Raw genomic sequence first — 22,271 nt, forward strand, 5'->3', positions numbered from 1 at the left:
AGCGCCGTAATGGAGTAGATCGATGACCGAGCTAGAAACCCGGCCTGCCATAGTCATTCGTGACGCGCACGAAGGCGATCTGCCGGAGGTCCTCGACATCCACAACGCGAATATCGCCACCTCCACCGCCATCTGGGATCACGAGCAGGTCGATCTCGACGATCGACTGGCCTGGTTCCGCGAGCGCACGGCCGCCGGATTACCCATCCTGGTCGCCGAAATCGAGGGTGAGGTCGCCGGTTACGCCAGCTACGGTCCGTGGCGGACCCGCTCGGGCTACCGCTTCACCGTGGAGAATTCGGTCTATGTCGCCGATCGTTTCCACCGCCGCGGCATTGCGAGCGCGCTGCTCAGCGAGTTGATCGAGCGCGCACGCCGGACGGGCACGGTGCACGCCATGGTCGCCGCCATCGAATCCAGCAATACCGGTTCGATCGCACTGCACGAGCGCTTCGACTTCCGCACGGTCGGCGAACTGCCGGAAGTGGGCCGCAAATTCGGCCGCTGGATGGATCTGACCCTGATGCAACTGACACTGCCGGTCGAGGGCGACTGACAGAAGCCGCGCCCCGGGCCTGATCGCCCGCAGTTATCGAATGGTCGCATGCGGTTTACAGGTCTGGTGCCCTGCTTACGAGAGACGCCGCCGTCTACCTGGGCCGCATCTCATGGAAAAGCGCACACAATCGCACCTCATGCCAAACCTGGCAACCCTGTGGCATCGCCCACACCAGGTTGGTTTATCGAATCGACACACTCGGCGTACCGTCAAGGACGTGAACGACACGCGCACCACCTGGTCCGCCAGATTCGATACGACCCCGATCGTGGTCGAGGATCTCGGACTCATCGATTACCACAGCGCCTGGGAACTGCAACGGTCGATCGCCGCGCAGCGGGCCCAAGGCCAAGGAGCAGACCACCTGCTCCTGCTCGAGCATCCATCGGTCTACACCGCGGGCCGCCGCACCGAGGCCGAAGATCTGCCGATCGATGGCAGTCCGGTGGTGCAGGTCGATCGCGGCGGCAAGATCACCTGGCATGGGCCGGGCCAGCTCGTCGGCTATCCGATCGTGCGGCTGGCCGAGCCGGTGGATGTGGTCCAGTACGTGCGCAGGCTCGAAGAGGCTCTGATCACCGTGTGTACGGATCTCGGGCTCGACTGCGGCCGGGTCGAGGGCCGCTCCGGGGTCTGGCTGGCCGCCACCGAGCTCTACTCCGAGCGCAAGGTCGCCCAGATCGGCGTCCGGGTACAGCAGGGCGTCGCACTGCACGGCATCTCGCTCAACTGCAATTCCGCGCTCGACGGCTTCCAGGCGATCGTTCCGTGCGGCATCCGCGACGCCGGTGTCACCACGCTGACGCGCGAACTCGGTCGTGAGGTCACAGTGGCCGAAGTCAAGCCACTCGTCGCCGATGCGATCACGCGTGCGCTCAATGGCGAACTCCCGGTGACCGCGCGCGATATCGTCCGCGCCGCACCGGTTGTGGAGCCCGCGACCGCCGAATGAGTTGGCTGCTGTCACATTGCCCGACCGTGCGCGCGACAGTGACGGACTGCATCCGACGGCCGCGCACGGCAGGCGTAAGGTCGATCGAGTGACCTCAGCTTCAGCACCGGCAGGACGCAAACTGCTACGCATCGAGGCGCGCAACGCGGAGACCCCGATCGAGCGCAAGCCTCAATGGATTCGGACCCGAGCGAAGATGGGCCCCGAGTACACCGAACTCAAGGGCCTGGTGAAACGCGAGGGCCTGCACACGGTGTGTGAGGAGGCGGGCTGTCCCAATATCTTCGAATGCTGGGAAGACCGTGAGGCCACCTTCCTGATCGGTGGCGAGCAGTGCACCCGCCGCTGCGACTTCTGCCAGATCGACACCGGCAAACCCGCCGCACTCGATCGGGACGAGCCGCGCAGGGTCGCCGAGAGCGTCCAGGCGATGGGCCTGCGCTACTCCACCATCACCGGCGTCGCCCGCGACGATCTCGAGGACGGCGGTGCCTGGCTCTACGCCGAAACCGTCCGTGCCATAAAGGCTTTTAATCCGAACACCGGCGTCGAACTGCTCATCCCCGACTTCAACGCGGTCCCCGAGCAGCTGGCCGAGGTCTTCTCCGCGCGTCCGGAGGTGCTCGCGCACAATCTGGAGACGGTGCCCCGCATCTTCAAGCGGATCCGTCCGGCGTTCCGCTACGAGCGCTCCCTCGCCGTACTCACCGCGGCCCGCGAAGACGGCCTGGTCACCAAGTCCAACCTGATCCTCGGCATGGGCGAAACCCCCGAGGAGGTCACCCAGGCAATGCGTGACCTGCACGAGGCGGGCTGCGACATCCTCACCATCACCCAGTATCTGCGCCCCTCCCCCCGCCACCACCCGGTCGACCGCTGGGTCAAGCCGGAGGAGTTCGTCGAGCACTCCCGGATGGCGGAGGAAATCGGCTTCGCCGGCGTCATGGCCGGACCGCTGGTCCGCTCGTCCTACCGCGCCGGCCGCTTGTACGCCCAGGCCATGGCCCACCACGGCCGCGAAATCTCCCCCGCCATGGCACATCTCGCCGCCGAAGGCACTGCCTCCCAAGAAGCCAGTTCCGTCCTGGCGCGCTTCAGCAGCTAGCTCGATCACAAACCGACTCGGGTCCTCGCACACCATCGACTGAATGTGCGAGGACCGCGTCGTTCGATGACGATCGCCAGAGGCAGTCTCCCCGGCCAGCGGAGGCAATCGCCCTGACCCGTGGTTGTGACCGGCACTCATATCGGTGAGCTCCGTGGCGATACTCGACCAGGTGTGGCATACGCCTGCACCATCTCGTCGTTTCCGGCGAACGCGTCCAGGGGCTTCCGATCGGGCTCGACACGGGTGAGCCTCCACTCGGCGATCTGATCGCCGACGAATCCGAACGGGTCGTAGCAGGCGTCCGCCACGGTCACGCCAACGGCGACGCAACCTGGCGACTCGAATGGGGCGGGTGGAGCCGCGACTTGCACCAGACGAGGGCATGAGCATCGCCGAGCACCGAAACGGCACCTGCCCCCGGACACAGAGCATGGGCGAACCCGACCTGAACCACGCATGCATGCCACCCGACGCGCACCTGAACACACCGGATCGCCCGATCTGCGCACGCGAGGCGACCGCTGGTGGGAAGCTCGAAGGACCGTAGGTGTCGACCGAGAAAGCGAGACACATGGTCGAGAAAGCGAGTGCGTCTGCAGGGACCAACGGTAAGGCTGTGACGGCGCAGCGGCCGGAGGACATCCGGAATGTGGTGCTGGTCGGACACAGCGGGTCGGGTAAGACCACGTTGGTAGAGGCGATGGCGCTGACGGCGGGCGCGGTCAATCGCGCGGGCCGGGTGGAGGACGGGACATCGCTATCGGATTACGACGAGATCGAGCATCGCCAGCACCGATCGGTGCAGCTGTCGGTGGTGCCGATGGCGTGGCGCGGAATCAAGGTCAACTTGCTGGATACCCCCGGATACGCCGATTTCGTCGGTGAGCTGCGGGCGGGTCTGCGGGCGGCGGATGCGGCCCTGTTCGTCATCTCGGCGGCGGAGGGCGCGGAGGGTGTGAGCGGTGCGACGCGCGCACTGTGGGAGGAGTGCGCGGCGGTCGGGATGCCGCGCGCGATCGTGATCACCCATCTCGATACCGCGCGCGCGGACTTCGACGAGATGACCGAGACCTGTCGCATCGTGCTCGGCGGCGGCTCCTCGGAAAATATCCTTCCGCTGCACCTTCCGGTGTACGGGCCGAAGGGGCCGGACGGGCACCGCCCGGTCACCGGCCTGGCCGGGCTGCTGCCGCACTGCGTGGCGGACTACTCCTCCGGGGAGGAGGTCGAGTGCGAGCCGTCTTCGGATCAGCTGCCGCTGCTCGAGGAGGCGCGCAACCGGCTCATCGAGGGCATTATCGCCGAGAGTGAAGACGAAACCTTGATGGAGCGCTATCTCGGCGGCGAGGAGATCGAGCTGGCCGCGCTGGTCGCGGACCTCGAACGGGCGGTCGCCCGGGGCAGCTTCCACCCCGTGCTGTTCGCCGCGCCCGCCCCGGAGGGCGCCAAGCAGGGCCTCGGCACCGTCGAACTGCTGGAGCTGATCATCGGCGGCTTCCCCACCCCGTCCGAGCACGCGGTTTCGGCGATCACCAGCACCGACGGTTCCGCACCGACCCCCTTGCACTGCGATCCCGACGGCGCGCTGGCGGCCGAGGTGATCCGCACGGCGTCGGATCCGTATGTCGGGCGCGTCTCGCTGGTTCGCGTCTTCTCCGGCACCCTGCACCCCGACGATACGGTGCATGTCTGCGGTCACGGACTGGAGGACCGGGGCCATGCAGGCCATGACGTGGACGAGCGCATCGGCGCCATCACCGCGCCGTTCGGCAAACAGCAGCGCCCGCTCGGCCAGGCCATCGCCGGTGATATCGCGTACGTCACCAAGCTGAGTCGCGCGGAAACCGGCGACACCCTGTCCGCCACCGCCGCGCCGCTGCTGATCGAACCCTGGCGGATGCCGGATCCCCTGCTGCCCATTGCCATTCGCGCGCGCAGCAAGGCGGATGAGGACAAACTCTCCAGCGGTCTGTCCCGGCTGGCGGCCGAGGACCCAGCGGTGCGGCTGGAACAGAATCCCGATACCCATCAGATCGTGCTGTGGTGTCTGGGCGAGGCGCACCGCGATGTCGCGCTGGAGCGGTTGCGTACCAGGTTCGGTGTGCAGGTCGACGTGATCGATCACAAGGTCGCGCTGCGGGAAACGTTCGCGGGCAAGGCAACCGGCAAGGGCAGGCACGTCAAGCAGTCCGGCGGGCACGGGCAGTACGCGGTCTGCGAGATCGAAGTGGAGCCGCTGCCGGGCGGGTCGGGCATCGAATTCGTCGACCGTGTGGTGGGCGGAGTCGTTCCGCGGCAATTCATTCCGTCGGTGGAGAAGGGTGTGCGCGCCCAGGCCGCGCGCGGTGTGGCGGCCGGGTACCCGCTGGTAGATATGCGCGTCACGCTCTTCGACGGCAAGGCGCATTCGGTCGATTCGTCCGATGCCGCATTCCAGACCGCTGGTGCGCTCGCCCTGCGTGAGGCCGCCGCCGCCGCGGGCATCGACCTGCTCGAGCCGATCGCCGAAGTATGGGTGGTGGTCACCGACGACTATGTCGGTCCGGTGCTCAGCGATCTATCCGGACGCCGCGGACGGGTCCTGGGCACCGAACCGCACGGCACCGGTCGCACGCGCATCCATGCCGAGGTGCCCGAACTCGAACTCACCCGCTACGCCATAGATCTGCGCTCGCTCTCGCACGGCACCGGTGACTTCACCCGCTCGTACGCGCGGCACGAACCGATGCCCAATGCGTTGGCGGGTTCGGTTCGCGAGCAGGCCAAGAAGACGGGCTGATCCCCAGCGCCACAGGATATTTCGTTACCGTCGAAGGAGCCTGTTGATCAGTCCAGAGCGTTTCGTTGTCGACACCGAGCATTTCGGCAAGATCGTGATCACCCGAACCGATGAAAGAGTAATCACCACACCGGTATTCGACGATGCCACCATGGTGACCATCGAGCGCATCGGCCCACGCACTCGCGAGCGCGTTCCCATCGGCACGCGCAACACCAAACGGCTACGGGCATCGCTCAACGATCGTCCGATCAGATTGACCGTCGGCCACGGACTCTTCTACCGCCGATCGACCTACCGAGCAATCGCCGAACTCGACGGCGAGATGTGGCGGCTCCAGCCGACAAACCTGCACTCCAGCACAGTGGTTCTCGGACAAAAGGACCAGGGCGTCCATGCCCTGGGCGAATTCACACTGACCGGAACGCACCACATCGACGTGGCATGGGCGCCGCCTACTACCACACCAGTTCGCCACTCCACCGTGGAGGACGCACTCATCGCCTACGCCCTGGTAGCAGCCTTCGGCACCGGCGGCGTCTCCCTATCAGAGCTCATCCACATGCTGCTCCCGATCTGAACCTTCACTGCCGCATAGGAACTGACGAGTTCGCACAGGCTATACGTTGTGCACGACCGCAACTCGATATGCGGCAGCGCAAAGGTTCTGCGCTCTCGATGCCTACCTACGGCACCTAACTGTTTGGCTTGCCCGTCAGCGGAATGCCCAACGCTCGAAACCTACCCCCAACCCCCAACACAACCGCCGAGAATGCGGTGGTGCAGGTGCACTCTCGCTGTTTACCTGCATGAGCGCATGGTGATCACTTGTCCGAGGGGCGCGACAGGGTGAGCTGATTTTGAGTAGGCGCGGTTCGGGCCCACCCCATGGGATGGGGTGGGCCCGAGATGTTTTCGCTAGCTGACCAAGTTCTTTCGAAGCTGTACGAGGGTGCCGCCATCGAGGCCGAGGCCCTGGGTCAGGAACTTTCCGAAGTCGCCGTATGCCTGTTCCATGGCATCTATCGCGGTATCCAGGTACTGGTCACGAACTTCTTGCAGGGGGATGAGCAGGTCGGGATTCTGCATCAGGCCGGCCTGCTTCACTTGGTCGCGCAGCTTGGCATCGGCGGCGGCCCGATATTGATTCGACAGCAGATAGTCCTGTCGCGCAGTCGATTCCGGTACTCCGACCGCCCGCAGCACGACATATGTGAGCCAGCCGGTTCGATCCTTACCCGAGGTGCAGTGGTACAGCGTCGCGCGGTCGGTGGCAGCCAGATCCCGAATTGTCTGCCCGAACTTCGCGCGCGAATCCGCACTGAGGAAGCTCGTATAGACGCGGCCCATGATCTCCTCGGCCTTCCCGTTGCCCAGCAGCTGCTCCTGCTTCTGCGGGTCCCGCGACTGAATGGCCGCCATCATCTGCTGGAACAACCCGGTGTCATCGATCGGCCGCGCCACCGTCTGCACCCCGGCGGGCACCTTATCGGCGCCCATGAACTGCACCTCCGCGGGCGTCCGCAGATCGACGACCGCCTTCAGATTCAATCCACCGAGCTTCTGCACATCGGAGTCGGTCAATTTCTCCAACGAATCCGATCGAATGGCCTTGCCGGACTTGACCTTCGCACCGTCATACGTCCGATATCCGCCGATATCCCGAACATTGACCGCGCCCTGCAACTCGATCCGCGCCGCGACACTCTCCACCGTCGGCTCGGCCGTCGCCATCGGAGGCGCGCCGGTGGCCGTCAACGCGAATGTCGCTAGGACAGAACCAATTAGAGCAATTACTGAATTCTTCATGGCGCGGGACAGTAGAGCCGTCTCCGGCCCCCTGCTGACTTTCCCATCGATCCCGCCGCTACTACCCCGCTCACCGAGACCCGCATACCGCCCACCGAGACTTCCGCTACTCCCCTTGGCTCCTCAGATACTCAGCAGACGGCTCCAATAGCTCCGGGCGCTCGCGCCAGTACATGGCGCCATGAATCGCCAACATCGCCCAATGCCAAGCGTCATCATGGAATGAACCGCCCCGAGTTTCTTGCCGGCTTCATGGTTGAGTCATCACCGGCTGGGATGGCTGTTGTTGAGCGTAGTAGAGGGCTTCGTATTCGGCGGGTGGGAGATACCCGATCAGGCTGTGCAACCTCCGATTGTTGTACCAGTCGACCCATTCCATCGTCGCGAACTCGACGTCGTCGAGCGAACGTAGCGGCCCGGTGAGGAACGGGCTGTCCTTGGCGAGGGCTTCGGTCTTGTAGAGCCCGATCGTCGATTCGGACAGTGCGTTGTCGTAGGCATCGCCGATACTGCCTATCGACGCTGAAATCCCTTCGGCCGCAAGGGTGTCAGCGAACGAGATAGCCGTGTATTGGGATCCGGCGTCGCTGTGGTGGATCAGACCGTCAGCGACAGCGTGGCCGTCGTGATCGCGTCGCCACAACGCCATCCGCAGCGCGCTGGTGACCATCGCGGTGTCCTTGACCGTGGCCGCGTGCCAGCCCAAGATCGCGCGGGAGAAACAGTCGATCACGAACGCCACGTAGACGAACCCCAGCCAGGTAGGCACGTAGGTAAAGTCGGTGACCCACTTGCGATTTGGCTCGACGGCAGTGAAGTCGCGGTCGAGTAGGTCCGGTGCACGGCGATGATCGTGGCCCTTCCCAGCGATCGTGGTCCGGACTCTGCCGCCGCGGACCACACCGGACATGCCTTCATCGCGCATGAGCCGCCCGATGGTGTCCACCGATACCTCATGGCCCTGGCGACGCAGATGCCGGGCCATCTTGCGGCTGCCGTACATGCCCTCCGGCGTGCCCGAGGTAGCCCGTAACGCATCGGTGAGATGCGCGTCGGTGACCGTCCGCGCCGACGGTCCGGTGGTTTTCCAGTTCCGGTACGTGCGCCCGGCGATCTGCATGCCCTGCTCTCGCAGTACACCCAGAATCGACTCGACCCGGTGCCCCTTTGCACGTTCGGTATCGATGAACTGGCAGATCAACGGCGTCGCGGGTCGAGCTCCCGCGCGAAGAAAATCGAGGCCGCTTTCAGAATCTCGTTGGCCTCCTTCAGATCTCGGTTCTCCCGTTCGAGTTCCTTGATCCGCGCCTGCTCAGCGGTCGTCACTCCGGGCGCCTTCCCGGTATCGACCTGTGCCTGCTTCACCCACACCCGCAGCGTTTCAGCATGGACTCCAAGTTTCACGGCGAGCGCTTGGCAGGCGGCATACACCGACGGATAACCGTCGAGTCGGTCCAGCACCATCTTCACCGCACGCTCACGCTGCTCGATCGGATACTGCTTGGGCATGGCCAACATCCTCCTCAAGGAAGGAAGCGGCAAGAAGATCGGGGCGGTTCAGAATTCGATTCCGCGAAACGGCCGATCACTCGACTCGTACGGATACGCCTCCCGCGCCTCCGCATCAGCCTCCTGCCACGTGCGCCCGCCATACCGCCGCATCAACCACGCGTAGTCGCGCCGCGCATCCCGCAGGTTTCGCACGTACTCGTCTTCGGACCAGGTCATTTGAAATAAGGCAGCTTTCGACCCCGGGCTTCGAATTCCATGCAGTGCTCCTCAGCGTGCGTTGGCGATGTCGACGGATCGGTGCCGCCGTTGCGAATTCAACCGCATCAGTTCTTCGGCCTCCGAACCATCCATCGCCGGCAAGTTGCGATCCGGGCGGAAGTGGACGGTCGTCCCGGTCGTGCCGTTCGACGTGATGGGGAGCAGATCGGTGACGGGGACACCGTGTTCGTAGCGCTGAGTCCAGGCTCCCCTGTCGGCGGCGATTGGTATGAACGAGCCATTGGCTGAGTGGGCGAAGTCCACCGCACTCGCCCAGGCCCTTGCCTCATCCACCGCAGAAGTATCCCAGCCATGGTCGTTGCGGGACGGTTGGTCGGCGAGGCGAAGGATCTCTCCTCGACGGCTGATCAGGTGGTTCGAATAGCACCGGACGGCCTGCCACCAGATGCGGTGGCAGGCCGTGGTTTTCAGCTCGCCGCTTTCTTGACGAGTTCCCCGATCCGGGTCTCATCGGCGGCGGTCAATGTGGTGAGAGCGAAGGCGGTCGGCCACATGGCGCCGTCGTCGAGGCTCGCCGAGTCGTTGAAGCCGAAGGTGGCGTACCGCGCCTTGAACTTCTCCGCCGTCTGGAAGAAGCAGACGACCTTGCCGTCCCTGGCGTAGGAGGGCATGCCGTACCAGAGCTTCGGGCTGAGTTCGGGTGCGTTGGCCTTGACGATGGCGTGGATCCGTTCGGCCATGACCCGATCCGAATCCGCCATTTCGGCGATCTTCGCGAGCACATCGGCCTCGCCGTCCGCCTTGGTTGCGCGGGCGCCGCGGCGTGTGGCCGTCTTGAGCTCCTGAGCGTGCTCCTTCATCGCGGCGCGCTCTTCTTCCGAGAAGCCCACCGTGGATTTGTTCTTCGTGGTGCGGGTGGTGGCCATTGCGGTTCCTCCGTTGTGGTGTTGATCGTGATGTCGGTTCGGCGAAGAACGTTGGTGGGGGCTCACCGGTCCTGCAGCAGCCCCAGGACGTTGCCGTCGGGATCGGTGACGGTGGCGACCAGGCGACCTTCACCGACATCGCGCACGGGCTCCCGCACGGTGGCGCCCGCGGCGGTGACCTCGGCCAGCTTCGCCTCGATATCGGGCACGTGCCAGTACGCCACCGGTGCGGTCATGCCCTGCGGTCCACCGCCCGGCACCAGCCCGATGTGCTGACCCGCGACGTCGAAACCGACGTAGTAAGTTCCGTCGATCTGCGGCGGTGCACCGATCAGGGCGGCGTAGACCTCCTTGGCCGTCGCCAGGTCGGAGACGGGATGCAGGACGGTCTTGATTCCTCCGGCCGAGGCGGCGGTCATGAGTACTCCTTCTGCGATGTGGTCCGGATCGTCTTGCGGCGATGAGAATTACGGTAGGCAGCGCTGGCAGGCGTGCCATCCGTGCCGAACACGGAAAGCACCACTGAGTGAGCACGGGTCGGTGCCCGCACGAGCTACGGGACCGGTGCGTGAGAATGGGGACGTGTCAAAGCAGAAGGTGGCTGCCGGGATCTCCGACCGCGAGGCCGAAGTCCTGACCCTGATCGGGCAACATCGCAGCAATGCCGAGATCGGCGCGCAGCTGTACATTTCGGTGCGCACCGTGGAGACCCATGTGTCCTCGCTGCTGCGCAAGGTCGGCGTCCCCGACCGGCGGGCGCTCGCCCAGCGCGCGGCCGAGCTCACCCGGGCCGAGCGGAGCGAGGCGGTGGCCGTCCTCCCCTCGCCATTGACATCGTTCGTCGGCCGGACCCGGGAGCGGGCCGCACTGCGTCAGGCCGTCGCAGCGCAGCGCCACGTGACCGCACTGGGCCCCGGCGGTGTCGGCAAAACCCGGCTGGCCTTGGCCGTTGCCGCGGATCTGGCCGGTGAATTCGCCGACGGCGCATGGTTCGTCGACCTGGTTCCGGTGACCGATCCAGCGATGACCGGATCCGCGGTGGCCCGTGCGCTCGGTCTCGGCGAACAACAGGGCCGCAGCCTCGACGACTCGGTGCTGACCACCCTCGCCGATCGCCACACCCTGCTCGTCCTGGACAACTGTGAGCACCTGCGCGAGGGCGCGGCACCGTTCATCGAGCGCCTGCTCGCGCACTGCCCGCGCGTGACCGTACTGGCGACCAGCCGGGCTCGGCTCATGGTGCCCTTCGAGCAGGTCTATGCGGTGCCAGCGCTGTCTCTCGGCGACGATGCCGCCGCCGCGGATGCCGTGGCGTTGTTCCTGGATCGAGCCGCCGCCCTGGGCTGGCCCGTCGAACCGGAGCAATTGGATCAGGTCACCGAGGTCTGCCAGCGGCTCGACGGTCTGGCGCTGCCGATCGAGCTCGCGGCTGCCCGGCTGCCCACCCTCGGCCTCGACGGTCTCACCGCGAGTCTCGCCGACCCGCTGCGGCTCCTGGTCGGCGGACGCCGTGCCGACGACCGGCACCGGTCCGTGCGGGCCATGCTCGACTGGAGCCAGGCCCTGCTGACCACCTCGGACCGGTGCCTGCTCCGACGCATCTCGGTCTTCGTCGCACCGTTCACCGCCGCCGACGCCGCCGAGGTGGCCGGGTATCCGCCGCTGGCACCGAACGCGGTCGCCGACGGTCTGGCCCGGCTCGCCGAGCAGAGCCTGCTCACCGCCGCGCCGTCCGCGGGCGGCACCCGCTACCGGGCCTTGGAGACGATCCGCCAGTACGAGATGGAGCAACTCCTCGACACCGGCGAGCTGTCCGAAGCGCTTGCGCGCCACCTGCATTGGTGCTCGAAGACCGCCGCGGCGCTGACCGGGGACCTGCCGACCGTCACCGACTGGCGCACCCAATTCGACGCGGCCGTCGACGATATCCGGGCAGCCCTGGCCTGGGCGGCCGAACAATCCGAATTTCGTGCCGATGCACACGATCTGGCCTTGTCCCTGGCTCGACTGACCTTCACTCGAAATCTGGTCGGCGAGTCCCAGCAGCGGTACGAGCAGGCGGCAGCGCTAGCCGATGACCCGCTCGCCGCCGCATCGGCGCTGCGGCACGCCGCCGAGGTCGCCGGATGCCGGATGCGCGGTGCGGACATGTACCGCCTCTACCGCAGCGCCGCAGACACCGCACGCAGCGCCGGCGATACCGCCAGGGCCGCCCGCGACCTGGCGACGGCCGCTATCACCGTGTTCCGGATGTCCGAGGCCTTCGCCGAACCGCCACCGTCGAATGCGGCCGCGGCGCTGCTGTCCGAGGCGCGCGAGTTGGCCGACGACGACTCGGCCGCCTTGGCCGCGGTCGCCCTGGCCGAGTGCGGAGTGCTCGCCGAGACTGCCGATTCCGCGCCGGAATCTCGTGTGACCGAGCCGATTACGCTCGCCGAGCGGGCGGTCGACCTGGCCTACCGAACCGGCGATCCGCTGGCCGAGAGCGCGGCCCTCGACGCGCTCGCCGCGGCCCAGTGCTGGGCGGGCGATACCTTCGCCACCGCGGCGACGACCCAGCGGCGAGTCGAGTTGCTCGCCGCGATTCCGGTGACACCGGCCAGCGCGCTCGAACGGGTCAACGCGCTCGCCGAGGCGTCCGATACCTGTATCGGCGTGGGAGACCTGGCTGGGGCCCGCCGTTGGGCCGAACAACTTCGCGACCTGCCCTTGCTGGCCGAACGCGGTGACTTCGCCACCTCCCGGCTGTTGGTGGCGGATGCGCTCGCTGGAAATGCCGACAACGTACTCGCCGGCAGTAGGCGATTCCTCGACGCGTGGCAGCTCTCGGGTCGCCTGCACGCACCCAATCTCGGTATGGCGGCGGCAGCGGTGGCCATGATCCACGGCCTGCGCGGTGACGACGACGCGCGAGCCGAATGGCTGGCCATCGTCGACGACCTCGGTGTGGCGCCCGACCAGAAGGCCGCCTACAGCGCCGTATTCGATGCCATCGTCCTGCTCCACCACGGACAACCCGACGGTGCCCTCGCGGGCCTCTCGGCCGATCCCGACCAGATGGACGTGCAGGTCATCTGGATCTGGCGCCACTGGTACCTCGCACTCCGTGCCGAAGCAGCCGTCCGCGCCGCTTATCCGAACGCCCGCGACTACCTCACCACGGCTCGAACCGCAGTGTCCGGCAACCCGATCGCCACCGCCCTGGTCGACCGAGCCGCCGCCCTGCTCGACAACGCCCCCGAACGCCTACCCGCCACCGCGACTGCCTTCGAATCCGCCCATTGCCCCTACCAGCGAGCCCGAACCCTGAGCCTCATGGGCGACCACTCCGCCGCGGCCGCCCTCACGAACCTCGGCCTCACCGCGCCGACGCCGTAGCGATTGCGTGAACCCGTACACATCAGGACGCTTTGCGCCGCAATAGCTCTCGCTCTCCGCGCCGTTTGCGGAACTGCTGAGCGTTCGATGAGATGGCTCACCCGGCAGGGCCATCGACGTACCGATCGACGCCCGTTGACGTAAGACACTCGAAACCGACTGCCGGACAGCACCTCAACCCACAGCAAGTACACCGATCGAATTGGACGCTCGCATCCGGAATCCTTCGCCAACTCCTCGCTCCAAGAACTTGATTTGGCCACTATTCTGCATTGATCCTCACGCTGGGCGATCAGCGGATTCGACTGTGTATCGGTCACTTCGAGGCCCGTCCGGGGTGACCGCCTTCAGTTGGGCCGGGTAGGAGGTGTCGAAGCTGTCGGCGACATTGCGCGTTTATGTCGGCGATCGGATCGACAACGACGTGGCTCCGGCCGAGCACGTCGGGATGCGGACCGCATATCTACGCCGCGGCCCTTGGGGCTGGATCCACCGGGACAGCCAGAGGTCGCTGAGCTGTAACTGAAAACACGCATGTACAAGGTCGGTGAGCCCGGCGTACCGTCGAGTCTGTGAGCAGTGGCGCCGTGCCGGCGGCAGCGGTGGAGGGCTCGGACCTGTGGGCCCGGGTGTTCGCGGCGCTGTACGACCCCCTGCTGTGGGTGGGCGAGAAGGCGGGTATGGGCGCGCGCCGACGGGGTTTGCTCGGCCGTGCGAGGGGGCGGACTGTCGAACTCGGCAGTGGTACCGGTCTCAACCTGGAGTACTACCCTGACGGTCTCGACGAGCTGATCCTGACCGAACCGGAGCCCGCGATGCGTGCGCGGTTGGCGCGGAGGCTGGGTCGCAGTCGACGTAGGGCGCGTGTGGTCGACGCATCGGCGGAACGACTGCCGTTCGCGGATGACACCGTGGATACGGTCGTCTCAACGCTCGTGTTATGTACAGTCGACGACCCTGATCGGGTGTTGCGGGAGATCGGGCGCGTATTGCGCCCCGGCGGCCAGCTGCTGTTTCTCGAGCACGTGCGTTCCGAGTCGCCGCGACTTGCCTCTTGGCAAGACCGCCTCGCCGGCCCGTGGCGCCGGTTCGCGGAGGGTTGCCACTGCAACCGTGCCACCCTCGAGCTGATCCGGGCGTGCGGGCTGGAGCTCGAAGACGTACAGGAAGCGTCGTGGCGGGGAGAGCCCCCGATTATTCGACCGCTGATCCTGGGTGTGGCCACCAAAGTGGCATCTGACTGAAGCTGCGCCTCATTCGGCCGCGTACCGGCGAGCTGCGTCAACGGCCTGCCGGTGGTACCAACCTCACAGGACCTTGGTTCCACGGTAATGATCTCGAAGCCAACTGTTCGAGTTCGGCGACCAGGGCTGCACCGAAGACGCGGGAAACCGGAAACAGGAATGCAGTGACTTCGAACTGCGTGTGGCGTGCTACACGCCATTGAATTCGACACCGCCTAATGTCTGACTCGGTCCGCCCATCAGGGGCAGTTGAGTGGAGGGATTCGAAGGATGAAGTTCGAGAAAATCACTGCTGCCGTTTTCATGACCATCTCGGCCGTGGGTGTCACTACGGCAACCGCCCATGCAGAGCCGGCCGTAGCGGAGCAGCCGACGGTGGTAACTGCGGAGGGCACGACCTCCGGTGTGGATCACGGAATCAACTACCAGATCACCGTTTCGCCGGCGGACCGGGTCGTTACCGCCACCGTCGAGAACGGCGTGTTCGAGATCGCGCAGAACGGTGGGGTGGTGCTCGAGTCCGGCGACGGAGCGGCGGTAACCGAAATACCGCAGTGGTTCGCCGTCGACGGGCGTTCGATCGCGATTGCGCAGCACATCGGTGCGGACGGTCGCACTCTGGCGGTGACACCGACCCCGACGGCAGAAGATATTGCGCAACTGAAGGACATCAGCTCCTACGACCGGCTCAAGGAGCAGATCAACAAGAACCTGCCCGGCGTCGTCGGCGGTGCCATCGTGGGCGGCCTCCTCGGGGCGTGTTTGCCCCTGATATGGGGGATCAGCATTCCCGTGGGTGTGCTGATCGGTGGAACCGTCGGCGGATACGTCACGGGCGGCCCGGAGTTCTTCGACGCCGTCCACGCGGTCGCCACCGGCCAGCCGTGATCACGGGCACGTGAAATAGCTGCCGACTGGACCGCTGTTCGACCTCGACGAGGCCGTGTAGCCAACCTCATGAGATGGCACATCTAGCTGTGCCATCTCATGAGGTTGGTGTCAGGCTCATCAAGACGGCCCGCTTACCCGTCGTGCCGGTAGATTCGCCCGCGAAGGATTCTGCACATCCGTCCCGGCATGGCGAACGAATGCGTCGATCGCGGCGGTTGCCTGATGGTAGCGCGCTCTGTGTTCCTCAGCCGTCGCTGGGGCGATTCCGCCTCGCTGAATGGCTAGCGATGCCTCGATTGCTTCGTTCGCCAGCTGGATCAGGCGCTCATCGTTGGTGAGGAGCTTGATCCGCAGCAGCTGTGAATTGGCGACCGCCTTCTTGTCGTACGCCTCGGACCGCGTGTGTGCTTCGGCATCAGGATCCTGCGTGAGCCGGTGCCACCGCTTGATCTGGTGGTGGCGGTACTCGACAACCGCGTTGGCGAAGTCGTGGTAGGCGGTGAGGCGGTCTTGCCTCAGCCGCTCGACAAAGTTCTGACGCATCGTTCTGTCCGCATTGACCCGCTGGAAGTAGTGGGTGACAGCCGCACCGAGGAGCGTGCCAGCGATGGCGATCAAGGCAGTAATCACATGGCTGACATTACGTACGTTGGAGTGAATCTTCCTGTGCGCTCGACCTTCTGGCCTAGACCAGTAGATGGCCTGGCTCGTTTAGTGGATAGATCGCCTATCCGCCGCTTTCGCATGTCAGTGCCAAAACGACCTTGGACACCTATGGGCATTTGTGGCCGGACGCAGACGAGTCCACCCGGACCGCAATCGGTGAAGTGATCGCGGAACGGATGGACTCGCTGACAACTACTGCGGACGGAAAACCTCGGGTAGACCTTCGTGCGCAGGTCAGAGCCTTACAACGACTTACACGTCGAAGTACAGCTCGAACTCGTACGGGTGCGGACGCAGGTTCACGGGCGCGATTTCGTTTTCGCGCTTGAGGCTGATCCAGGTCTCGATGAGGTCCGGGGTGAAGACGTTGCCTTCGGTCAGGTAGTCGTGGTCCTGCTCGAGGCGGTCGATGACCGAGGCCAGGCTGGTGGGGGCCTGCGGGATACCCTTGGCCTCCTCCGGCGGGAGCTCGTAGAGGTCCTTGTCGACCGGGGCCTTCGGCTCGATCTTCTTCTTGATGCCGTCCAGACCGGCCATCATCATGGCGGCGAAGGCCAGGTACGGGTTACCCGAGGAGTCGGGAGCGCGGAACTCGATGCGCTTGGCCTTCGGGTTGTTGCCGGTGACCGGGATGCGGACCGCGGCGGAGCGGTTGCGCTGCGAGTACACCAGGTTGATCGGGGCCTCGTAGCCCGGGACCAGGCGGTGGTAGGAGTTCACGGTCGGGTTGGTGAACGCCAGCAGCGACGGCGCGTGGTGCAGGATGCCGCCGATGTAGTGGCGCGCCAGATCCGACAGGCCCGCGTAACCGGACTCGTCGTGGAACAGCGGCTTGCCGTCCTTCCACAGCGACTGGTGCACGTGCATGCCCGAGCCGTTGTCACCGAAGAGCGGCTTCGGCATGAAGGTGACGGTCTTGCCCTCGGCCCACGCGGTGTTCTTGACGATGTACTTGAACAGCTGCAGATCGTCGGCCGCGTGCAGCAGGGTGTTGAACCGGTAGTTGATCTCGGCCTGACCCGCGGTGCCGACCTCGTGGTGGCCGCGCTCGAGCTCGAAGCCCGCGTTCTGCAGGTTGGTCGAGATCTTGTCACGCAGGTCGACGTAGTGGTCGTACGGGGCGACCGGGAAGTAACCACCCTTGTTGCGGACCTTGTAGCCGCGGTTGCGGGTGCCGTCCGGGTTGAACTCCTTACCGGTGTTCCAGGAGCCCGAGATCGACTCGATCTCGTAGAAGGCGCCGTTCATGCCCGAGTCGTAGCGGATCGAGTCGAAGATGTAGAACTCCGCCTCGGGGCCGAAGTACGCGGTGTCGGCGATGCCGGTCGAGCGCAGGTACTCCTCCGCCTTGCGCGCGACGTTACGCGGGTCGCGGCTGTAGGCCTCGCGGGTGAACGGGTCGTGCACGAAGAAGTTGAGGTTCAGCGTCTTGGCGGCGCGGAACGGGTCCAGACGCGCGGTGCTGTAGTCGGGGAGCAGCAGCATGTCCGACTCGTCGATGGACTGGAAGCCACGGACGGAGGAGCCGTCGAACGCTAGCCCTTCCTCAGCGAGGTCAGCGGTGAAAGCCTTCGCGGGAATCGAGAAGTGCTGCTGCACACCCGGAAGATCACTGAAGCGGATGTCGACGTATTCGACTTCCTCTTCCTTGATGTACTTGATGACCTCGTCGGCCGTGCTGAACGTCACTTGTTCTCCTTACGGATCGGTTCCCAGCCAGTGGCGATTGCATGGGTTCGTCGCGTCCAGACGGTATGGACGCGGTGTTTCCCAGTAATCAAGGCTGTGTTTCGCCAGTGTTACACGTGCGGCCGGACAGGTGGTGAAACCCAACCGCGCTCGAACAGCATGGTAGTCCTGCCATCATCGGCGCTGCTCACCGAGGTCAGCTCCGATTAATGCGGTGTCCTACAACCGGTCGTAGGGGCCTATTCTGGGGTGCATGGCACGCATCAGCGGATCCTGGCTCTCCGGACCTTCGGCGGACCCGGGCGATCCGGCAACCCCCGAGTTCCCCGGCCAGAATCTCGGCCTGCCGCGCTCGGGCGCGGGTTCGCTCGTCGGCATGTTGCGGCGCATCGTCGCGCTGGTGGTCGACTGGTTCATCGCGCTCGGCATCACCGCGATCATCGTCCGGCCCAATCCGGACAAGATCATCGCCGGAATGGATATCCCCGCCGGGAAGCCGCGCCCCACCGACTTCGAAGTGATCGTGAGCGCGCTCACCACGCCCAACCTGCTGGTTTGGTTCGTGATCGGCGTCGTCGCGGTGTCGTTGTTCGGCTTCACTCCCGGTCAGTACTTCCTGCGCCTGCGGGTGATCCGCGTCGATGCGCCGGTGGCCGTCGGTTTCATGCGGGCGCTGGCCCGGCAGGTGCTGCTGGTCTTCGTGGTCCCGGCCCTGTTCACCGACGCCGACGGCCGCGGTATGCACGACCGCGCCACCGGTACCGCCGTCATTCGCTCGCGATAGCCCGCCCGCACGAACCTTCCGACAGTAAGAAGACCCGACTTTCATCGGGACGACGGCTGGGGCACGGCCCGTTAGGCTCCGGCGGTGTCTCTGAATCCGGCCATGCTGGCGCTGCGCCTACTGCTCGAACTCACCGCCATTTCCTCCTTCGGAATCTGCGGATGGCGGGCATTCGACTCACCATGGCGCTTCATCCTGGTAGTGGTGCTGCCGGTCGCCGCCGCCGCGCTGTGGGGAACCTTCGCCGTTCCCCGCGATCCGAGCCGCAGCGGTGCGGCGCCGGTCGCGGTGCCGGGACCGGTGCGGCTGGTGGTCGAACTGATCGTCCTGTTCGGCGGAGCGGCCGCGCTGTGGCTCGCCGGGCTGCCCCAGTGGGCGCTGATCTGCACCGCGGTGCTGGTGATCTACCACGCACTCGCGTACGACAGGATCACCTGGCTGCTCACCACCGCCCCGGCGGCCTGACGGAAAAGGCCCGCATCCCAACTAGAGGGATGCGGGCCCTGTGGCATCGGATCAGCGCCGACGGATGGTGCGCTGCACACCGCGCATCTTGGCGCCCGCGGGCATCGGGCCCTTGGGCAGTGCGGGTCCGCTGCGCGAGCTCAGCGCGGTGAGGCGGCCCTCGATGAGGTCCATGCGCTTGGCGTCGATATTGCGGGGCAGCTTGGTGAGGTGCTTCTGCAACTCCTTGAGCGGGGTCTGGCCCTCATCGTTGCCGATGATGATGTCGTAGATCGGGGTGTCGCCGATGAGCCGGGCGGTGCGCTTCTTCTCCTGGGCCAGCAGCGGTTTCAGCCGCTGTGGGGCACCCTCGCCGATCAGGATGACGCCCGGCAGGCCGATCACCCGGTGCACCGCGTCGAGCTGGGTGGTCGCGGCGACGCCATTGCTGACCCGCCACTTGCCCTGCAGATTCTCCAGCACCCACGCCGCCGCGCCAGCTTGGCCCTCGGCCTTGGCATAGACGTTGCGCTGCACCCGACGTCCGAAGATGATGAACGCGACCAGCACGCCGAGCAGGAGACCGAGCGGCAGCAGGAACCACTGCAACCCGAAGATCAGGCCGATCACCAGGAATACGGCGGTGATGCCGACAACGGCGCCGATCATCAAAGGCAGCAGCAGCTTGTCTTCCTTGCGCTGCATCTGGAAGGCCTGCCAGAGCTGCTGGCGGCGTTCTTTCGACTGCTGCTTGCGCGCCGCCTTAGCCGCGGCCTTCGCTTCCTTCGACGGTGTGCCGCCCTTGCCTACTGCCATGGTTCACAGGATAGTGCCACGTCGGGCGGGTCTCCTCACCGCGTCAGTGCACGCCGCGGTGCGCGATCGGCCCCAGTGCGGTGAGATCCAGATCACCCGAGGTCTCGGTCCAGCCCATGGCGCGCAGTTCCACCGGGGTGCCGACACCGAGCGCGTCGCGCAGGCCGATGGCGACCGAGCGCGCGAGTCCGACCAGGGTGTCCATCGAAAGGGGCCACAGCAGCGTGCGGGTCCAATTGTCGATCCCACGCCGCGCGACGGGTTCGCACCAGCCGAGGTCGCGCAGGGTGTGCTCAGCGGTCGGCGAGATGGGCTGGGTGAGATAGGAATTGCCCGCCAGTTCGACGGACAGCTTGATGTCGTATTGCACGAATTGGACATACCTATTGCCGGGCGCGCCGATGATCAGCGTTGCCCGGGAAGGTAGTTCGGACAGGCATTGTGCCAGTGCCCGCACGAATCTGTCCCAATCCGTGGTCACCGGCTCACTCGTACTTCCCCCGGGGACGCGCACCGGCCCGATCTTACGCCGCACTGCCTGAGACACCAGCCGAATCTTATTGGCCGGACGCGACCTTCGCATCGGCGATAGCAAAAGCGAATGGCCCGTCGTTTGCTCGAACGACGGGCCACTCACGGTCGCGGGTCATGCGGCGGCGCCGACCGATCCCGATGGCATCGTCCGGTGCTGGCGCGCGGCCGATTCCGGAGCACGGCCGAGCCCACGGAATACCGGCACTCCGAGTTTGCGGCTCGCGGGCCGCAAAGCCCATGACGCCACCACGCATATCGCGAAAAAGCCGGTGTAGATCAGGTGATTCACGGCGGAATGGTGTCCGATATGCGATGCGAGTCCGCCGGTCAGATCGAAAAACGCACCGGCATACGCCCATTCCTTCACCAGCGGAAAACGCGGTGCGGCAATGGCCATGGCGCCGAGCACTTTCCAGAATCCGAGGATTGTCATGACATAGGTCGGATAACCCAATTCCGTCATGCCCGCCGCGGTGCCGCCGCGGTGGGTCAGGTCGGCGACGCCGCCCGTCGCGAGTACGAAAATCAACAGCCCGGTGGTGACCCAATAGGCGATCGATCGGGTATTGCTCATCGTGGCTCTCCTGCCTCGTGCCCTCGGCGCGCTCTGCTCGCGCGCCGTCACACCCCTGACCGGCCCGGCGATCCGGATGTGACAGACGAACTCAGCCCGCCAGCAACTCGAGGTCCATGAGCTCCAAGGTCTGCGGGTCGGCGAGCAGGTCGATGGCGACGATGCGGCCCTCGGAGACCGTGAAGTCGAAGACCACGCGCGGGGTGCCGCGGACGGCCCAGACCATGCCGGCGCGCCCATCGATGAGCGCGAGGTGCGCTCCCCTGGCCCGGCCGGAGAACGTCTGCGCGACGGCGTTCGGACCATGCGCGGCGGCGGCGCCGGTGGCCAGCGCGGCGGCATCGACGCGCAGCACCACATCCGGATCGAGCAGAGTCAGCAATGCCTCGAATTCACCGCCGCGCGATGCGGCGAGGAATGCGTCGACGACCTCGCGCTGGCGATCGCGGTCGGCGGCGGCCCTGACCCCCTGTACCCGACGCCGCGCCCGGCTGGCCAATTGCCGTGCGGCTGCTGGGGTTTTGCCGACAATCGGGGCGATCTCATCGAATGGCACGGCGAACATATCGTGCAGGACGAACGACAGGCGCTCCGGCGGTGCCAGGGTATCGAGTACGACGAGCAATGCCAGCCCGATCGAATCGCCGAGTACCGCTTCCTGTTCCGGACCGTCGGCCTCCGGCAGCGGTTCGATATCGTCGAGCGGCTCCTCGCGTCGCGTCTTGCGCGACTGCAGCATATTCAGGCAGACCCGGGCGACCACGGTGGTCAGCCAGCCACCCAGATTCTCGATCTCGTCACTGTCGGAGCGACTGAGTCGCAGCCAGGCCTCTTGGACGGCGTCGTCGGCCTCGCTGCCGGAGCCGAGGATGCGATACGCGACCGCGAGCAGATGCGTGCGGTGCTCCTCGAAGCGCTCGGCAAGGAAATTCTCGTCCATTTGTCACATTCTCCCGATCGGGCTGGTCATGTACATGAACCGGAAGCCAGAACCGGAACGACAATCACCGCGAACGAGGAGCGAATCATGACCGCTGGACTGCAGACCATCGTGTACCCCGTGACCGACCTGGTCAAGGCGAAGAGCGTGTACGGCGCGCTGTTCGACTCGGAGCCCACTGCGGACACCCCCTACTACGTCGGCTACCGCGTGGCGGGTCAGGACATCGGCCTCGACCCGAACGGCGCGAAGAAGGGCATGACCGGCCCGGTCGGCTACTGGCACGTCGAGGACATCACCAAGCAGATCGCCGCGATGGTCGAAGCGGGCGCCACCGTCGGGGACGAACCCCGCGACGTAGGCGGCGGCAAACTGATCGCCACCCTCACCGACGCCGACAACAATGTCATCGGCCTCCTCCAGCCCTAACCCAGAACTGGACCGCTG

Annotated in this window: 23 protein-coding genes; 11 read left to right on the forward strand and 12 right to left on the reverse strand. The window is 65.7% G+C overall.

All coding sequences use genetic code 11. The features are described 5' to 3' along the window. The first annotated feature begins 22 nt into the window (after window positions 1-22). The 5 genes from ACQP2D_RS31810 to ACQP2D_RS31830 all read left to right on the forward strand — a co-directional run bounded on the left by ACQP2D_RS31810 (window position 23) and on the right by ACQP2D_RS31830 (window position 5,978). Complete coding sequence (locus ACQP2D_RS31810; protein WP_433679600.1) at window positions 23-556, forward strand: N-acetyltransferase family protein; 534 nt, start codon at window positions 23-25, stop codon at window positions 554-556. Window positions 557-776: 220 nt separating this feature from the next. Next, on the forward strand, window positions 777-1,511 hold the full coding sequence (gene lipB, locus ACQP2D_RS31815) for a lipoyl(octanoyl) transferase LipB (protein ID WP_433679601.1): 735 nt from the start codon (window positions 777-779) through the stop codon (window positions 1,509-1,511). An 88-nt stretch (window positions 1,512-1,599) separates the two neighbouring features. Next, complete coding sequence (gene lipA, locus ACQP2D_RS31820; protein ID WP_433679602.1) at window positions 1,600-2,616, forward strand: lipoyl synthase; 1,017 nt, start codon at window positions 1,600-1,602, stop codon at window positions 2,614-2,616. A gap of 574 nt (window positions 2,617-3,190) precedes the next feature. Then, window positions 3,191-5,398 (forward strand): elongation factor G-like protein EF-G2, encoded by a 2,208-nt coding sequence (locus tag ACQP2D_RS31825; protein WP_433679603.1) that lies wholly within the window; start codon window positions 3,191-3,193, stop codon window positions 5,396-5,398. A gap of 43 nt (window positions 5,399-5,441) precedes the next feature. After that, window positions 5,442-5,978, forward strand: a complete 537-nt coding sequence (locus tag ACQP2D_RS31830; RefSeq protein WP_433679604.1) for a hypothetical protein — start codon at window positions 5,442-5,444, stop codon at window positions 5,976-5,978. A gap of 338 nt (window positions 5,979-6,316) precedes the next feature. Here the strand turns inward: ACQP2D_RS31830 and ACQP2D_RS31835 are convergent, their stop codons facing one another. From ACQP2D_RS31835 to ACQP2D_RS31860, 6 genes are all read right to left on the reverse strand, one after another. Continuing rightward, entirely contained in the window at window positions 6,317-7,156 is an 840-nt protein-coding gene (locus tag ACQP2D_RS31835; protein WP_433679605.1) for a tyrosine-protein phosphatase, read from the reverse strand. A 301-nt stretch (window positions 7,157-7,457) separates the two neighbouring features. Then, window positions 7,458-8,716, reverse strand: a protein-coding gene (locus ACQP2D_RS31840) for an IS3 family transposase (RefSeq protein WP_433677954.1) whose coding sequence is annotated in 2 segments (ribosomal slippage) — window positions 7,458-8,443 and window positions 8,443-8,716 — 1,260 coding nt in all. Because the reading frame shifts where the segments join, the coding sequence is not laid out codon by codon here. A 48-nt stretch (window positions 8,717-8,764) separates the two neighbouring features. Then, complete coding sequence (locus ACQP2D_RS31845; protein ID WP_433679606.1) at window positions 8,765-8,935, reverse strand: hypothetical protein; 171 nt, start codon at window positions 8,933-8,935, stop codon at window positions 8,765-8,767. A gap of 51 nt (window positions 8,936-8,986) precedes the next feature. Then, window positions 8,987-9,241, reverse strand: a complete 255-nt coding sequence (locus ACQP2D_RS31850) for a hypothetical protein (RefSeq protein ID WP_433679607.1) — start codon at window positions 9,239-9,241, stop codon at window positions 8,987-8,989. 164 nt (window positions 9,242-9,405) lie between these two features. Further along, on the reverse strand, window positions 9,406-9,864 hold the full coding sequence (locus ACQP2D_RS31855) for an iron chaperone (RefSeq protein WP_433679608.1): 459 nt from the start codon (window positions 9,862-9,864) through the stop codon (window positions 9,406-9,408). Between the two features lie 62 nt (window positions 9,865-9,926). Further along, window positions 9,927-10,283 carry a VOC family protein gene (locus ACQP2D_RS31860; protein ID WP_433679609.1) on the reverse strand — a complete coding sequence of 119 codons (357 nt, stop codon included), beginning with the start codon at window positions 10,281-10,283 and terminating at the stop codon, window positions 9,927-9,929. A gap of 163 nt (window positions 10,284-10,446) precedes the next feature. Here ACQP2D_RS31860 and ACQP2D_RS31865 point away from each other — a divergent pair, with 163 nt between their 5' ends. From ACQP2D_RS31865 to ACQP2D_RS31875, 3 genes are all read left to right on the forward strand, one after another. Beyond that, window positions 10,447-13,242 (forward strand): LuxR C-terminal-related transcriptional regulator, encoded by a 2,796-nt coding sequence (locus ACQP2D_RS31865; protein WP_433679610.1) that lies wholly within the window; start codon window positions 10,447-10,449, stop codon window positions 13,240-13,242. A gap of 572 nt (window positions 13,243-13,814) precedes the next feature. Beyond that, window positions 13,815-14,486, forward strand: coding sequence for a class I SAM-dependent methyltransferase (locus tag ACQP2D_RS31870; RefSeq protein ID WP_433679611.1), 672 nt, complete (start codon window positions 13,815-13,817; stop codon window positions 14,484-14,486). A 270-nt stretch (window positions 14,487-14,756) separates the two neighbouring features. Then, a complete protein-coding gene (locus tag ACQP2D_RS31875; RefSeq protein ID WP_433679612.1) occupies window positions 14,757-15,374 on the forward strand; it encodes a hypothetical protein in 618 nt (205 codons plus the stop codon). Between the two features lie 120 nt (window positions 15,375-15,494). Here the strand turns inward: ACQP2D_RS31875 and ACQP2D_RS31880 are convergent, their stop codons facing one another. Further along, a complete protein-coding gene (locus ACQP2D_RS31880) occupies window positions 15,495-16,007 on the reverse strand; it encodes a hypothetical protein (RefSeq protein ID WP_433679613.1) in 513 nt (170 codons plus the stop codon). A 288-nt stretch (window positions 16,008-16,295) separates the two neighbouring features. Then, window positions 16,296-17,732 carry a type I glutamate--ammonia ligase gene (glnA, locus tag ACQP2D_RS31885; RefSeq protein WP_433679614.1) on the reverse strand — a complete coding sequence of 479 codons (1,437 nt, stop codon included), beginning with the start codon at window positions 17,730-17,732 and terminating at the stop codon, window positions 16,296-16,298. Between the two features lie 253 nt (window positions 17,733-17,985). Here glnA and ACQP2D_RS31890 point away from each other — a divergent pair, with 253 nt between their 5' ends. Both ACQP2D_RS31890 and ACQP2D_RS31895 read left to right on the forward strand, forming a co-directional pair. Next, window positions 17,986-18,516 (forward strand): RDD family protein, encoded by a 531-nt coding sequence (locus tag ACQP2D_RS31890; RefSeq protein ID WP_433679615.1) that lies wholly within the window; start codon window positions 17,986-17,988, stop codon window positions 18,514-18,516. Window positions 18,517-18,600: 84 nt separating this feature from the next. After that, window positions 18,601-18,981: a YrdB family protein gene (locus ACQP2D_RS31895; RefSeq protein ID WP_433679617.1), complete on the forward strand. Its 381-nt coding sequence runs from the start codon at window positions 18,601-18,603 to the stop codon at window positions 18,979-18,981. A 51-nt stretch (window positions 18,982-19,032) separates the two neighbouring features. Here ACQP2D_RS31895 and ACQP2D_RS31900 read toward each other — a convergent pair whose 3' ends face one another. The 4 genes from ACQP2D_RS31900 to ACQP2D_RS31915 form a co-directional block, all read right to left on the reverse strand. Next, window positions 19,033-19,776, reverse strand: a complete 744-nt coding sequence (locus ACQP2D_RS31900; RefSeq protein ID WP_433679618.1) for a DUF4191 domain-containing protein — start codon at window positions 19,774-19,776, stop codon at window positions 19,033-19,035. A gap of 43 nt (window positions 19,777-19,819) precedes the next feature. Continuing rightward, complete coding sequence (locus ACQP2D_RS31905) at window positions 19,820-20,323, reverse strand: TY-Chap domain-containing protein (protein ID WP_433679619.1); 504 nt, start codon at window positions 20,321-20,323, stop codon at window positions 19,820-19,822. 99 nt (window positions 20,324-20,422) lie between these two features. Then, window positions 20,423-20,884 (reverse strand): DoxX family protein, encoded by a 462-nt coding sequence (locus tag ACQP2D_RS31910; protein WP_433679620.1) that lies wholly within the window; start codon window positions 20,882-20,884, stop codon window positions 20,423-20,425. 91 nt (window positions 20,885-20,975) lie between these two features. Beyond that, window positions 20,976-21,824, reverse strand: a complete 849-nt coding sequence (locus ACQP2D_RS31915) for a sigma-70 family RNA polymerase sigma factor (RefSeq protein WP_433679621.1) — start codon at window positions 21,822-21,824, stop codon at window positions 20,976-20,978. 87 nt (window positions 21,825-21,911) lie between these two features. On the opposite strand from ACQP2D_RS31915, the gene ACQP2D_RS31920 reads away from it, so the two are divergent. Beyond that, entirely contained in the window at window positions 21,912-22,253 is a 342-nt protein-coding gene (locus ACQP2D_RS31920) for a VOC family protein (protein ID WP_433679622.1), read from the forward strand. Window positions 22,254-22,271: the final 18 nt, after the last annotated feature.

This window comes from Nocardia sp. CA-119907, from assembly GCF_050955995.1.
Classification (GTDB): Bacteria; Actinomycetota; Actinomycetes; order Mycobacteriales; family Mycobacteriaceae; genus Nocardia.